This window comes from Bacillus sp. NPDC077027, assembly GCF_050269555.1.
Classification (GTDB): Bacteria; Bacillota; Bacilli; order Bacillales; family Bacillaceae; genus Bacillus.
In genome coordinates, this window is record NZ_JBNNIO010000003.1 from 723,479 (window position 1) to 737,434 (window position 13,956).

Annotated in this window: 14 protein-coding genes; all 14 read left to right on the forward strand. The window is 40.0% G+C overall.

Annotated features, from left to right (window positions below):
* The first annotated feature begins 2 nt into the window (after positions 1-2).
* Genes ACQKEZ_RS14130 through ACQKEZ_RS14195 form a run of 14 tightly spaced genes read left to right on the forward strand, consistent with a single transcriptional unit; the run spans position 3 to position 13,952 of the window.
* Positions 3-1,049 (forward strand): hypothetical protein, encoded by a 1,047-nt coding sequence (locus ACQKEZ_RS14130; RefSeq protein ID WP_427301731.1) that lies wholly within the window; start codon positions 3-5, stop codon positions 1,047-1,049.
* Between the two features lie 14 nt (positions 1,050-1,063).
* Positions 1,064-1,627 carry an AAA family ATPase gene (locus ACQKEZ_RS14135; protein ID WP_427301733.1) on the forward strand — a complete coding sequence of 188 codons (564 nt, stop codon included), beginning with the start codon at positions 1,064-1,066 and terminating at the stop codon, positions 1,625-1,627.
* 4 nt (positions 1,628-1,631) lie between these two features.
* On the forward strand, positions 1,632-2,645 hold the full coding sequence (locus ACQKEZ_RS14140) for a phosphotransferase enzyme family protein (protein ID WP_427301735.1): 1,014 nt from the start codon (positions 1,632-1,634) through the stop codon (positions 2,643-2,645).
* Entirely contained in the window at positions 2,642-3,370 is a 729-nt protein-coding gene (locus tag ACQKEZ_RS14145; RefSeq protein WP_427301737.1) for an SDR family NAD(P)-dependent oxidoreductase, read from the forward strand. The genes ACQKEZ_RS14140 and ACQKEZ_RS14145 overlap by 4 nt, the downstream gene beginning before the upstream one ends.
* Positions 3,371-3,394: 24 nt before the next feature.
* Positions 3,395-4,159 (forward strand): SDR family NAD(P)-dependent oxidoreductase, encoded by a 765-nt coding sequence (locus tag ACQKEZ_RS14150; protein WP_427301971.1) that lies wholly within the window; start codon positions 3,395-3,397, stop codon positions 4,157-4,159.
* A 15-nt stretch (positions 4,160-4,174) separates the two neighbouring features.
* A complete protein-coding gene (locus ACQKEZ_RS14155) occupies positions 4,175-4,981 on the forward strand; it encodes a histidinol-phosphatase (protein ID WP_427301739.1) in 807 nt (268 codons plus the stop codon).
* A 26-nt stretch (positions 4,982-5,007) separates the two neighbouring features.
* Positions 5,008-6,090 carry an inositol-3-phosphate synthase gene (locus ACQKEZ_RS14160; RefSeq protein ID WP_427301741.1) on the forward strand — a complete coding sequence of 361 codons (1,083 nt, stop codon included), beginning with the start codon at positions 5,008-5,010 and terminating at the stop codon, positions 6,088-6,090.
* 36 nt (positions 6,091-6,126) lie between these two features.
* Positions 6,127-6,954: an HAD hydrolase family protein gene (locus ACQKEZ_RS14165; RefSeq protein WP_427301973.1), complete on the forward strand. Its 828-nt coding sequence runs from the start codon at positions 6,127-6,129 to the stop codon at positions 6,952-6,954.
* Positions 6,955-8,091 (forward strand): aminoacyl--tRNA ligase-related protein, encoded by a 1,137-nt coding sequence (locus tag ACQKEZ_RS14170; RefSeq protein ID WP_427301743.1) that lies wholly within the window; start codon positions 6,955-6,957, stop codon positions 8,089-8,091.
* A complete protein-coding gene (locus tag ACQKEZ_RS14175) occupies positions 8,078-9,211 on the forward strand; it encodes a nucleotidyltransferase family protein (RefSeq protein ID WP_427301745.1) in 1,134 nt (377 codons plus the stop codon). Before ACQKEZ_RS14170 ends, ACQKEZ_RS14175 begins: the two co-directional genes overlap by 14 nt.
* 4 nt (positions 9,212-9,215) lie before the next feature.
* Positions 9,216-10,442 (forward strand): ATP-grasp domain-containing protein, encoded by a 1,227-nt coding sequence (locus ACQKEZ_RS14180; protein ID WP_427301747.1) that lies wholly within the window; start codon positions 9,216-9,218, stop codon positions 10,440-10,442.
* A 14-nt stretch (positions 10,443-10,456) separates the two neighbouring features.
* The gene (locus ACQKEZ_RS14185; RefSeq protein ID WP_427301749.1) at positions 10,457-11,719 is read left to right on the forward strand and encodes a type III PLP-dependent enzyme; all 1,263 of its coding nucleotides are present in this window, start codon (positions 10,457-10,459) and stop codon (positions 11,717-11,719) included.
* Positions 11,720-11,732: 13 nt separating this feature from the next.
* Entirely contained in the window at positions 11,733-12,926 is a 1,194-nt protein-coding gene (locus tag ACQKEZ_RS14190) for an acyl-CoA dehydrogenase family protein (RefSeq protein ID WP_427301750.1), read from the forward strand.
* 27 nt (positions 12,927-12,953) lie between these two features.
* The gene (locus ACQKEZ_RS14195) at positions 12,954-13,952 is read left to right on the forward strand and encodes a hypothetical protein (RefSeq protein WP_427301752.1); all 999 of its coding nucleotides are present in this window, start codon (positions 12,954-12,956) and stop codon (positions 13,950-13,952) included.
* Positions 13,953-13,956 lie beyond the last annotated feature (4 nt).

Consider the following 13,956-nt stretch of genomic DNA (forward strand, 5'->3'; position numbering starts at 1 on the left):
ACATGATGAAAGAGAAAATTATTGACGCAGTTAAAGCTTGTGCCGCCACAAGAGACCCACTCGCCTTTACCATAGAGCCATATGTTTTTAAAGAGAATCAATTCAAAGAACAAAACCACGTACTCATGATGTTAAAGCCTGAATTGACAAATATAACAAACGGTGTACGTTTAGATCTGATTTTAGATGAATTGTTTACACGCCTATCAAAAACCGGCATTGAAGTGGGAGCAGTACGTGTTTTATCATCCTTATATTTGAAAAAAGAGCATTTGTTAGAAAAACAATATGGGATGTTAAACGCAATTTCAAGACATGGCTTAGCAAAAGTATCTGAAGCAGCAAAAACAGTGATTGCTAAACGATACCCTGAATATGAGAAACAAGAACATCTCATATATGGTGGCCATCAATTTTTAGCAAAACATCAAGAGCTGACTCCTTATGGATTAGAGCTATTAACGAGAAATGTAAAAGTAGACAAACTTGGTGCAGGTACGTATGCCATTCATGTTGATATTGATGGTGAAAAAATACTGGTGCTCAATCCATTTCATCCTTGTCAAGTTGAATGGTTCACCGCACCATTTCAATCAATTGTTGTATTTGAGTGTTTCTCAAAAGTATCGGTACATGACATGAGAGAAACATTCATTGGTGCAACAGATCCAAAGGAAGCAAGAGCGGGTTCTTTCAAGCATATGCTTTTGAACGATCAAAAAAGGCTAGGTCTATCAAATATTTGTACACGATTTAATGGCATTCATTTATCACCTGGGCCTGTAGAGGCAATGGCAGGACTCATTCGATACTTTAGTGAGTCTGGAGATTCTCTCACACCACACCAAACACAATTTGGGCATCTATTGCAGATGAACGGCTTCTCAAAAGAAGAATTAGATTCGTTATGTGATGATGCTTTGATCGGAACAGATACGTTGAATGAGACACCTGTTTTTGAACTGACAGAGAGTCTCAATTGGGATCAAGCCATCCAATTTTTGTTGAAAGTACAACATGCCATCCCTAAACGTATGAGCATATTGTAACGGAGGAAAACATCATGAACAAAAGAACCTTTGGCAACCGAATTTGGATTGTTGGTCCTCCTGGCTCTGGTAAAACCACACTAGCAGATCAAATAGAGCATGATTTAGATATACCGCATTATGAATTAGATGCACTTTTTTGGCAGGCAGACTGGGAAAAGACAGAGAAGCAACAATTTTTAGATGCTGTAGACCACCTAGCGAAAAAAGACAAATGGGTAGTAGATGGTCAATATACATCTGTGCACAACATATTAGCCGAGTATGCCGATACGATTATTTGGCTTGATTTCCAAAGGAGAAATACGTTCCCACGGCTAGTCAAGCGGACTTTTAAACGGCTTGTTACAAGGCAGAAGTTATGGAATGGAAATCGGGAAAAAGTAACCAACGCACTCCAATTTTTTGCGTATGCTTTTCATATTTATCCAAAGGTGATCCGTCATAATGAAGAACTTTTTCACACACTAGATCAAAAATCAAGTGTGCAATGCCTTCGAGTGAGAAAGCCTGATTGCCTCAAGCAAATCGTAGAGGAAATGAAAAGTCAATCCGCACACCTTGAAGAAAAGATGTGATGACATGGCAAATGCAATGGAGCGTCAAAACGTGCCTGAAATTCAAGAAGTGCTAAGTCATTGGTTTACCGAATTACCGCTAAAACTGTCTCCTTTGAATGGAAGAAGTCCGAATCTCGGGTGGCTTGTTGAATATGCAAATAATCGGTTTGTCCTAAAAAAATGTGTAAGGAATCATGATCATGAATGGCTTCACTATTTAGAAGATTTAACGGATGCTTTGATTCGCCACCGCTTTCCTATTCAACCAATGGTCCTATCAAAGCATCATAAAAGAACTGTTTTGCAAAAAGGTGCTTTTTGGCAGCTTCGGCCGTTTTCAGAAGGAAGGTTTTATGAGATGGGCAATCAAGCGGATGAACAAGAAGCAATTAGGGTCTTAAAAGAGCTTCATTCGTTGAAGGATTTGCCGAAAGGACCTAAAAATCCGAATTGTGAATTGAAAAACTGGATCTCTCAGCCTGAAAAAACGCTTGAACATACAGCTAGTGCATTGAAAATGTGCGTTTCTTCTCAAAAAGCTGTTTCTCTACTGAGAGAATATGAAAAGCAACTGGAAGACGTTCTATTATGTTTAACACCTAGCTTATATGACTCACTGCCACATGCTGTCACACATGGCGACTTTCATGCTGGAAATTTACTAATGCGCAATAACCGATTGTGTATGGTACTTGATTTCGATACAGCTGGTTATAGACCACGTATATATGATGTGGCCATTTCAGCTTATTTGCTAACGAGGGTCAAGCGAGGAACATTTTGTTTAGACTTACCAAGAACGGTCCGTTTTCTAAGTGATTATAGTCAAGGCTTCAGCGTCACAGAAAACGAGTGGCACTCTATATCAGCTTTTATAAAGCTTCTCTATTTACCAACAGGTCGATATTTAACGTTAATGCACACACATGTCCCACACCTCCTAAGCTGGTATATCGAGTGGTCCTTTCATGCACTTCAATCAGCCGCTCATCAGCTTAAAGATGGCTGGTATCACAAAAAGGGGATGACGACATGAGGGTAGCTGTTGTGACAGGCGGTAATAGAGGCATTGGAAAAGAAGTATGCAAACAGCTGGCTCAGGATCAAATGCGGGTCATTTTAACGTCAAGACAATATGAAAGTGCACAAGTAGCAGCGTCTGATATGAGCGGAGAGGTCATTCCCCTGCAGCTTGATGTGACAAGCGATCAATCTGTTGACGACTTATCCAAATATGTCATCAACACCTTTGGACGAATTGATGTGCTGATAAATAATGCAGGCGTTTTTCATGACAACATATCAGATGGCATATTTCCTTCCCTTTTTTCACTTTCGATGGAACAGCTATACGAAACGATGGATGTAAATGTGTATGGTGCTGTCAGAATGACAAAGGCATTTTTCCCCCATATGAAAAATGCTCGTTTTGGGCGAATTGTGAATGTATCAAGCGGGATGGGGCGACTTGGCACAATGATAGATGCTGAAGATGTAAGGCGAGATGGAAAAAGCGGTCCATATTACAGAATGTCAAAGGCGGCTTTAAATGTCCTTACGCGAGTAACAGCTCTTGAAGGAAAGCCATTTTCTATTCTGGCTAATGCGGTTTGCCCTGGCTGGGTTCAAACTGAAATGGGGACAAGGGAAGGCATGAAAACCCCAAAGGATGGAGCAAAAGGGATCGTCTGGGCTGCGAGGCTTCCTGATGACGGACCGAGTGGTGAATTTTTTAGAGATGGAAAAAAACTAGAGTGGTAAAGGAGGTGAGCTAATTTGCGCGGAATGAAAGGGAAGTCTGTGATCGTAACTGGCGGTGCACAAGGAATTGGCTATGCAGTCACTGAACGTGCAGCAAAAGAAGGTGCACGAGTTGTCATTGCTGATAATCATGTTGAATTCGGAAAAGAAGCAGAACAGCATCTAGTAGAGAATGGACATGATGTCATATTTGTTGAAACAGATATATCTGACGAGGCAGCCATCGTGTCAATGACTGAAAAAACGGCTACACATTTTGGACAAATTGATATGCTTGTCAACTGTGCGGCTGTCTTTATTATGAGAGGGCTTGAGGCAACTGTTGAAGAATGGCGACGTATTATGGACATGAATATTATGGGACAAGCTCTTTGTGTGAAGCATACTGCACCATACATGGAGAAAGCAGGTAAAGGATCGATTGTCAACATTGCATCAATTTCAGGTCACATTGCTCAGCCTAAATATTTAACCTATAACGCAACAAAAGCGGCGGTTGCAAATATGACACGATGCATGGCAATGGATTTAGCGGATTCGGGCATTCGGGTGAATGCAGTCAATCCTGGCACTGTTTGGAACAAAAATAACGAACGCTACCATTTGGAAGAACTTGGACTAACAAGAGATGAAGCGAATCAGCATCCGGAAATCGGGGGGATGCACATGCTTAAACGAACAGCTGATCCGGAAGAGATTGCGTCAGCCATCATCTTTCTTCTCTCTGATGAAGCAAGCTTTATAACGGGAGAAAACCTTATGATTGATGGCGGTTATACAGCAATGTAGAGGAGCTAAAACGGTATGAAGTTTGATTTGCATACACACCATAACCGCTGCGGACATGCAGAAGGGAGTATAAGCGATTATATCAACGAAGCGATAAAATTGGGTCTTCAAGTAATCGGCATTTCAGATCATTCTCCATTTTTTGGAGAAAAATTGGATCATTTTAAGCCATGGGTTGCAATGGCAAAAAGTGAATTTCAATCTTATGTGGAGGAAGTGCTGCGGTTAAAGGAGGCGTATCAAGGGAAAATTGAGGTTCTTTTAGGGGTTGAATCTGACTATTTCCCTGAATTCGAAGCATTGTATCAAAATATTTATCGCCATTATCCATTTGATTATATTATTGGCTCTGTTCATGTCACGAATGGGATTGACTTATTTAATAGAACACGTTGGGAAAACATCACTCAGGAGCAGCTGATAGCAGAAAAGGAAGAATACTACCGGTTGATCAAAAAATCTGCTGAGAGTCATATGTTCGATATTCTTGGACACATTGATGCGCTGAAAGGATTTTATCCTAAGGTTGAACATGTGAAGACAGAATTAGTCGATGAAGCGCTCAAAGCCATTGCGGAGAGTGGTTCTGTCATAGAAATCAATACGTCAGGAAAAACAAAGGATTGCGGGGGCTGGTATCCAGCAATTGATATGTTAGAACGTGCCAAATTTTATGGCGTTCAAGTGACGTATGGATCTGATGCGCATCATCCGAACCGCGTGGCGGATGATTGGTTGCAAGTGAAGAACATGTTAAAAGAAATCGGTTATCAAGAATGGTATATCTTACAATCTCGTCAAAAGCGGAAAATAGCTCTATAAAATCTAAAAAAAAGGGTGAAGAAAAAATGACAAAAGTTCGTGTAGCAATTGCAGGAGTAGGTTCTTGTGCTTCAAGTATCGTTCAGTTCGTCGAAAAGGCCAAAGAAAATACGAGAGTTCTTTCTGGCATTATGCATGAAGAGATTGGCGGATACAAATTGTCAGATGTAGAATTTGTGGCGGCGTTTGAAGTCGATTCAAATAAAGTAGGAAAAGACTTATCAGAGGCTGTATTTACTGAGCCAACAGCTGCTGTAAAACATATAGAACTCCCATTCTTACAAGTAACTGTTGAGGCAGGACCACTATGTGACGGACTTGAAGGTGATTTGTCAGCATGTATTCAGCCACATTCAGACTCACTTCATATCAATACAGACCATGTAGTACAAAGACTCACAGAAGTTGCTGCTGATGTACTTGTTTGCTTTTTACCAACAGGTTCATTTGAGGCAGTTCGTGTATATGCTGAAGCTTGTGCAAAATCAAATACAGCCTTTATTAATTCTACACCTGAACCCGTTGCAAATGATCCCGAATTTGTCAGCATGTTTGAAAAAACAGGAACACCCCTTTTAGGTGACGACCTAAGAAGTCATTTGGGAGCAACAACGCTTCATACCGCATTAATTGAACTTCTTCAATCACGTGGAATTGAAATAACCAATACGTATCAATTAAATGTTGGTGGGAATACAGACTTTCTGAATCTCGCCAATCCGAATAGATCAATTAGTAAACAAAAATCTAAACGCAAAGCGCTGTTTGCTTCTGGGATCGATGCAAGTGAAGTCGCTGCGGGTCCTAATGGATATGTCAGCTATTTAGGTGACAACAAGGTATGCTTCTTACGTTTAGAAGGGAATTCAGTCCTTGATTCAGATATTTCACTTGAAATTCGCTTACAAGTAGAAGATAGTCCAAATTCAGCCGGTGTCATTGCAAATGCCATGCGAGCGGCAAAAGCAGCCAAAGATTTGAATCTTGGTGGGGTCATTCATGATGTCTGCCCATTTTTGTTTAAGAGTGCACCGATAGGCCAGGTAGACTCAGAGTCGCTGCGAATGTTCAATCAATTTGTTGCAAATGCCGAATTGAAAAAGGTGTAACTGAAAAAGGAGGAAACAAAACTGAACCTTCATGATATAAAGTTTGCTGCATTTGATCTAGATGGGACTTTAATTAATGAAAAAGGTCAGCTAATCGGAGATGTCCAAGGCGCGGTGAAAAAACTGCGCCATAAGGGCATCACACCACTTATCATCACTGGTAGGACCTACGATTCTTTTTTTTCTCTTGATTTTGACCCGTCATTCCTGAATTTATTCCATCATGCTGTTTTGATAAATGACGGAAATGTAACGTGTCATCATCAGGAGAGAACGTTTACTGTCAGAAACATACTGGAACCTTCTTTATGTCAGCACCTTGTTTCTTTACTAGATGGCAAAGCTGAATTTGTCATTGAAGCTAGTGGGAAACACATCGCATCAAGTAAAAGTGCCAGATTAAAATACTCGATGCTTTATATGCTCCCGCGAGGAAGAATTGAAGTTGGAGATATTCGTCAGCATTCCTTTGAACACGTCACAAAATTGTTTGTCTTGTCTGCGGATAAAATGGATGTGGCAAAAGAGGTAAGTCATTTTAACTGCCATGTGGCAGATGCTCATTTTTTAAATGCGAAAGTCATTTCTCCAAAAGGGATCTGCAAAGCAGCGTTGTTGAAACAGCATTTAATAGAATATTTTGGTGAACAGAATTTGGAAAGAGTCATTGCGTTTGGGAATGGCTACAATGATCGACTGCTGTTAAAGCAAGCGAAGTGTGGTATAGCAGTCCAAGATAGTCATCCATCAGCGATTGAACTCTGTGATATTCACTTAGAAGAATCCATTCCTGAATTTATTCAAAAAGTGCTGTTGCCATCACAAAGTGAACATTTGATCAATGAAAGAGGAGGTATTTATTAGATGAAAACGATTCAGCTTCCTTTACCAGAGCAACTAGATGATTCACTGATGTCAGAATTAATGGAGAGGATTTCTTTTCTATCTGCACATATTTTACATGTTAAATTAAGTGAAACGAATCAACTAGTAGAAGTAACGGTTGACGATCAAGGAGACACGGAGGCCATCCTCGCTGCCTATTCAGAGCTCGTACCTAACGTCAATCAACTGCGTAGGTTTCGTGAAAAAGAGATGAAGTCCAATGTTTCTACATCCTTTCATCCTAGTCGATCCATGCTGAATGAACCGGATGGTGAGAAAACATATTATGATGCAGTCGAAATGAAACTCGCTGCTTTTTTTGATCAATTATTTTTGAAGATAGCGACTGATTTTGGTGCAAAACAGCGACGTTATCCTTCTACAGTCAGCAAAGATTTGATGGAGAAATGCAAGTACCATACTAATTTTCCACAAAATATTTATTCTGTTTTTGAAATTCCCCATGATTATCAAATTATTGACCAGATTCGTGAGGATAACAATGGCTTCTTACCCGAACACTTTCAGCAAGCTGGGCGTTTTCTTCAACCTTGCATTTGCTATCACTGCTATGAAGAGTTAGAAGGAAAGACGTATTCGGGTAGCCAAATCATGACTGCTGCCGGTCAATGTTTCAGACATGAAATTTCTTGGAAGGTTGATCCTCTTCGGAAGCTGGAATTTAGTATGCGTGAAATCGTTTTTATCGGTAGTAGTGATTATATCACTGAGACAAGACAGGCACTCATTGAAAAGGTGTGGCATAGCTTTAATCAGTTAGGGCTTGACGGGAAGGTCATTACGGCGAATGATCCGTTTTTTTTCTATGAAGATATTGAAAAGGCAAACTATCAATTAATGGCTAATAGCAAATATGAGCTCGTGGCGCTAACAGAAAAGAAAGAAGTCTCCATCGCATCTTTTAATCATTGTGGAGATATGCTGTGTGAGAGATTTCAAATTAAGGATGAAAAGGGCATGCCGCTTTATTCAGGCTGTACAGCATTTGGAATTGACAGATGGGTGCAGGTGTTCTTGCAAAAATATGGGCGTGAGCATACGAACTGGCCAAGTGGCATGATGGAAATAGAGGAGGAAAGCCATGTTGCCAAATGAACTAACCAGAGAGGAACAAACAGTCCTCGTTTTATCGAAGCCATTTTTACGTGAGAACGAGATCAAAGACATGAAGCAATTGCTATTTGAACAGCAGGACTGGAATTTAATTCTCGGCATGCTTCACGTTCATCGAACTGCAGGTATTGCATGGAAGAATATCAAGGAACATGCGATTCATTTAAGGAAAGAGTTTAAAGCTACTTATTTTTTAAAATCGCTTGAAATTATGTATAAAGGTCAGCTTGAAACAGCGATGGATAATATCAAGTTTAATGATGTCCTGTTTAAGGCACTTGATCAGCATGGTATCGTATATGGCATTGTGAAAGGTAGTGTTGTCGGCGAATGGGCGTATGGCGATGTGGGGCTTCGGCTTTTTGGAGATAATGATTTGTTTATTTCACAAGAGCAGCTTCATAACACAGAAGCTGTTTTGAAAAATTTAGGTTACATTCAAGGCTCTTGGAACTACGAGACGCAGACTGTGACACCTGCAAAACGAAGTGAGATACTTTACCTCATCATGAACTCACATCAAACCTACACTTATATGAAACCATCTCTAGAATGCCGCTTTATGGATTGTCATAGAATAGATGTTCAGTTCTCCGTTGATTTAATGTCAGGGAATCGGACACATGAAATCGTTCGAGACATGCTAGAAAGAAGAATCCAAACGACCATTGCAAACCATTATCCAGTTTGGACGTTAAAAGAAGAGGATATGTTGCTTTTCTTGTGTATTCATTTTTATAAAGAAGCCATTTATTTAAGTGAAGTGAAGGCGATGAAAGATTTACTTCTTTATAAATTGCTTGATATTTATGGGCTCTTCTTAAAAGAGAATATGTTGGATGTAACCCTTTTTGTGAAAAGAACGAAAGATTACGGTTTTGAGAAGATGGTTTACTTTGCGTTTCATTATGTCAACGAAGTTTTTCCAAATACGATTTCAGCGGATGTGATGGATGAACTTCGACCAGTCTCTCTTACTTATTTGTCTGAGGTGTTTGATACAAGTGAGGTCGTTCATACGTGGGATCAGCCAATTGTCAAACGTTTTTTCCATATCAATCGTTCACTTGACATCCAACAATCACCTGTCAATAAGGAGTAGAAGCATGAAAAATCCAACGGAGCTCTTTGATTTTGCAGGTAGAAAAGACGTGTATTGGTATGGGAATATCAATCAGGAGCAGAACTGGGAACAAACAAAAGCCTTTCCAGTGTTTACTGACACTGTACAAAATGAGTTAGTTGTGCAGCAAGAGCAACAACTTCTCCTTGCAGCTTCATCAAAAGATCATGTCATTTTCAGCCATCAGCCTGATCCATCTTTTTTGTGTTACTTAAAAGAGAAGGGCGTTACATTGCCTCACATCATAAGGAAGGAAGACGCAGCAAACCAATCAGGACTGCTTGTGCCGTACCTCTTGGATGAGACCATTTATGACGAGCCTTTCGCGCGCCAAAAGTCGATATATGGCTCCAATCCAGTGCTTGTTAAACATTTAAATCATAAAATATTTACAAGGAAATGGGCAGAACAAAACAATTTCACGGTCACGCGCGGAGCGGTATGCAACCATTTAACTGAGCTCAAAAGCACCTATGATCAACTTAAAATGGAAAATTTCGAGAAATTCGTGCTGAAAATACCTTATGGTTCCTCAGGAAAAGGGCTACGTATTTTCAAAAGTGACCAGGAATTTAATCAGATACTGACATTCATTAAAAGAAGGGCTGAATCAGCAGAACTACTATTAGAAGGATGGCACCGTACCAAAAGGTCATTAAATGCGCAATTGCTCATTCAGGAGGAAGGGTCATACCTTTTGTCTGTAACAGAACAGTTAATTGATGAGGACGGCGTTTATATGGGGACAGACTTTACCCCAGTTTATGAAGAAGACAGACTGCTTGAATACGAGACATGTATGAAACGACTGATGGATCTCCTTTTGAAAGAAGGATACAGAGGGATCGTTGGGGTCGATTCTATTATTGATGAAAAGGACGAACTCATTCCCATCATAGAAATGAATGCAAGGTTTACGCAAGTTACCTATTTACTTTCAACGATCAGTCGTTTCTTGACAAAATATAGCTTTCTAGAAAGTCGTTTTAAGCGTTTTGATTGTACTGCTGAACGAGCATTTGAGGACATCTTAAATGAACTCAATCAAACCCTTTGTCCCGATGAGGATGGAGGATTTCTCATTTATACATTTGGGAAGACAGAAGCGGCTGGAAATTGGCATTACCGGGTGTTTATTTTGTTTTATAGCGTTAATCAGAGCAAACAATCGAGCATGATTACCACCTTTGAACAATTCATATTTTCTTAAAAGGAGGAAAGGAATTGCCAAAAAGCGATGTCACACTCTTAGAAAAAGCAGATCAATATGGAACGCCGATGTACGTATATGACGGAGATGAATTAAAGCATCATTACGATCATATTAAGGAATGGCTTCATCAGTCAGCAGAGGTATTTTTTTCATTTAAATCCAATGGTAATTTCTCTATCGCTTCGTTGCTAAGGTCTTTTGGTGCTGGAATAGAAGTTGCTTCATTAGGAGAGCTTCTTATGGCGATTCAGGCAGGATTTTCTCCACATTATATTATTTTCTCTGGCCCAGGTAAACGGAAGGAAGAGATTGATGCCGCGATTCGTCATCATATTTACTGTATTATTGCAGAATCGCAGGAAGAGTTAGTGTATATTGCAGAATCTGCCGAGAGACAAGGGGAACAAGTTGCTGTAGGTATTCGAATTAATCCAGATTCCGTCATTTCAGGAGCAAAAATTAAAATGGGCGGTGGGCCAAGTCCTTTTGGAGTGGATGAATCGAAGCTGGCTTCTATATTCGAACTATTTCAACAGTATAAGAGCAGCCTTGTTTTCAGAGGTATTCATATGTATATGGGGACGCAAGTTCTTGATGAAGCATCGCTTCTTTCTTCATTTGAATACACAATCAAAACAGCACTGCGAGTGAAACACGAGTATGGGTTCACTTGCGAAATGGTTGATCTTGGTGGCGGATTTGGTGTTCCTTATTTTCATCATGAAAAACCTTTAAATGCGAAAGAGTTGTTTCAGAAAATCGCCAGTTTAATAAAATCATATGAAAACGACCTCGAATTCCCTAGATTTGTGATTGAAATGGGACGTTTCCTTGTCGCCGAATGCGGCGTTTATTTAACTTCCATCCAATATCAAAAAGAATCGAAAGGTGAACAGTTTTTAATTGCAGATGGAGGAATGCACCATCATCAGGCTGTCACGTTTAGAGGAAGACTGCTCCGTAACAACTATCCAATGCACCTGATTAAAAGATCGGGTTGCATCGAAGCGCAGATCAAGCAGTCTATCGTTGGTCCGTTGTGTACACCTGAGGATTTAATCGGTCGACATGTCGAACTCCCTAAAGGTGAGCCGGGTGATCTTCTCTGCATTGAGAAATCAGGAGCATATGGATTTTCTTACAGTCCTATTTTATTTTTAGGACATCCAGCACCTTTAGAATTACTTTTGTTTGAAGAGAAGGATTATGTCATACGTGAGAGAGGTAAGCCTGAAGACTTGGCATTAAGACAAAACTTGCTTTTGATCGAATAAAGGAGTGCTGTATATGAAATTGATTGAACAAAGCAAAGGAACGATCGATCGCTTGGTTAATGATTTTTTTGAAAGGGCACAGCGCTTAGATGAGGAGTTCTGTTTTCCTGATCAAAATCTTGATGAATTGATTAAATGTGGTCTTCATGTTGCCAATATGCCTAAGCAAAGCGGTGGTCTTGGATATGGTTTTCAAGAAACGGTGAAGCTCTTGGCACGTATATCATCAGGATGTCCCTCGACAGGATTGGTCATGGCGATGCATTATTATTCACTCGGTGCCTTTTCGGAAGTACTGACCAATGAGCAGCAGTCAGTTGTATTTCAGGATATTTGTGATTCAGGTGAGATGATTGCTTCTGTCAGTGACCCGAATGTTCTTTTTATCTATCATCGTAAACAAATGGAAGGCATTCCAACCATCACAGCAGAAAAAACATCTGGAGGATATCTTGTCAGTGGTACAAAGTTCACTGTAACGGGTGCCCCTCGTATAAAATACTTACCGATCTATTGTCAATATGCACCTGTTACGTGTGCATCTCAATATGGAATGACAGCACTACTGGTGACCTTACCAACAGAGGGCGTGACCATTGAAGAGTCGTGGAATTATTCTGGTATGAAAGCATCGATGAGTCATCATATCCATTTTGATCAAGCATTTGTACCTGATCATCATCTGATAGGACGTGAAGGTTATGCCATTGAAGATACAGAGGATTTAATATACTGGTTTCGTCTAGCTGTAACAGCCGTTTATTATGGAATTGCTAAAACCGCATACCGGCATGCCGTCCAAGTGTCTCATCAAAAAAAAGATCGAATTTCCAAAAAAAATACGGCCTTTTTACCAGGTCAACAATTTCGAATTGCGGACATGAAAATAAAGCTAGATATGGCACATTCGCAATTAATGAGTTGTGCACAGCAAGCAGATGAGGAAAAGACGCAGGGCGCATTTTCTAGTGATTTATATACAAGGACACTTATTACAAAACACGTCGTGACAAAAGCAGCAGAAGAGATCGTTCAACTGGCATCACAGGTGGAAGGTTTTACGGCCCTTCAAAATGGATCGCTTTTAGAACGTCTTGGACGAGATGTCAAAGCAGCGAAATTCCATCCGCCATCTGAAGATGTATTGAAGGAAGTCATTGCAAAAAAAGAACTTGGCATTATTCCTTTAAAGAATCGCTGGGGATAATGACAAACATAAAAAGGAGGGATTTTGTTGACATTAGATACACCGATTTTTCGAAACAATTATTTGAATTGTTCACAACTAACCATTGCTGCCATGCTACTTAGACAAGGGATACCGATTGAAAGAGTTTGGCACCAAGCGGGCATTGTTTTTCGTCCTGCTAATAAAGGGTTTGTTTTAATTGGCTCCTTTAAGCATTTTCGTGAAGATGTGGCGAGACATAACGGTATTCATCTAGAGGAAATTTTTTATAGAAAAGAGGAATCGGCTGCATATATTGAGCGAGTATTTGAACAGCATCCAAGCAGAGGAACTGTATCTGTATCACTTGACATTTATGAATTACCGTACTGTCCATTTTACGAAAGAGAACATGGTTATCATACGCTTGAAGTACTCGACGTAAACAAAGATCATATCATCATCAGCGACCATGCATACTCTTATTATGGGAAACTAAATAAGGATCATTTTAAAAAAGCCGCTCTGTCCATTTATGATCATACCCCTCGAACTGAAAACCGCTACAAATGGATCAAACGTGTGAATGAAAGTCAGCATCCCGATCTCTTTACCATATTAAAAGAACATGTTGCCTTATTTGAGGGAGCCCCACCTGATTTTGAATTGGATGGAGTGATAACAGGTTTAAGTGCCATTCCTGTTATTGAACAGCATTATGTCTCAAGTATAAAGGGAAGTGAAGGCGCAACTGAAAATCTGCTGGACAATCTCTATTTTGAAGGCCTAAAGGATATAGCCAATTCAAGACGGCATATGGTCATGTTTTTATCATCCTATGACAGTGACATGTTAAGCCCGCTTATTCAAGCCTTTGAAGATTCATATCAAAGCTGGACAGTGCTTGCCAATTTCACTGCCAGAGTTGGATTGAGTAAAAATCCAATGAGCATGATGGAGCGCATTTCAAATCGTTTTCAAAAAACGTTGGATGTTGAAAAAAAGCTACTCACACAATTAAAAGCAGCCACTGAGTTCGTCAATCACGACATGATAAGAGGGTGATGAA

Excerpts from the sequence above, each read along its gene's own strand:
- ACQKEZ_RS14170 (WP_427301743.1), top strand. The coding sequence starts at position 6,955 with ATGAAAACGATTCAGCTTCCTTTACCAGAGCAACTAGATGATTCACTG.
- ACQKEZ_RS14135 (WP_427301733.1), top strand. The coding sequence starts at position 1,064 with ATGAACAAAAGAACCTTTGGCAACCGAATTTGGATTGTTGGTCCTCCT.
- ACQKEZ_RS14160 (WP_427301741.1), top strand. The coding sequence starts at position 5,008 with ATGACAAAAGTTCGTGTAGCAATTGCAGGAGTAGGTTCTTGTGCTTCA.
- ACQKEZ_RS14155 (WP_427301739.1), top strand. The coding sequence starts at position 4,175 with ATGAAGTTTGATTTGCATACACACCATAACCGCTGCGGACATGCAGAA.
- ACQKEZ_RS14190 (WP_427301750.1), top strand. The coding sequence starts at position 11,733 with ATGAAATTGATTGAACAAAGCAAAGGAACGATCGATCGCTTGGTTAAT.
- ACQKEZ_RS14175 (WP_427301745.1), top strand. The coding sequence starts at position 8,078 with ATGTTGCCAAATGAACTAACCAGAGAGGAACAAACAGTCCTCGTTTTA.
- ACQKEZ_RS14145 (WP_427301737.1), top strand. The coding sequence starts at position 2,642 with ATGAGGGTAGCTGTTGTGACAGGCGGTAATAGAGGCATTGGAAAAGAA.
- ACQKEZ_RS14180 (WP_427301747.1), top strand. The coding sequence starts at position 9,216 with ATGAAAAATCCAACGGAGCTCTTTGATTTTGCAGGTAGAAAAGACGTG.
- ACQKEZ_RS14140 (WP_427301735.1), top strand. The coding sequence starts at position 1,632 with ATGGCAAATGCAATGGAGCGTCAAAACGTGCCTGAAATTCAAGAAGTG.
- ACQKEZ_RS14150 (WP_427301971.1), top strand. The coding sequence starts at position 3,395 with ATGAAAGGGAAGTCTGTGATCGTAACTGGCGGTGCACAAGGAATTGGC.
- ACQKEZ_RS14130 (WP_427301731.1), top strand. The coding sequence starts at position 3 with ATGATGAAAGAGAAAATTATTGACGCAGTTAAAGCTTGTGCCGCCACA.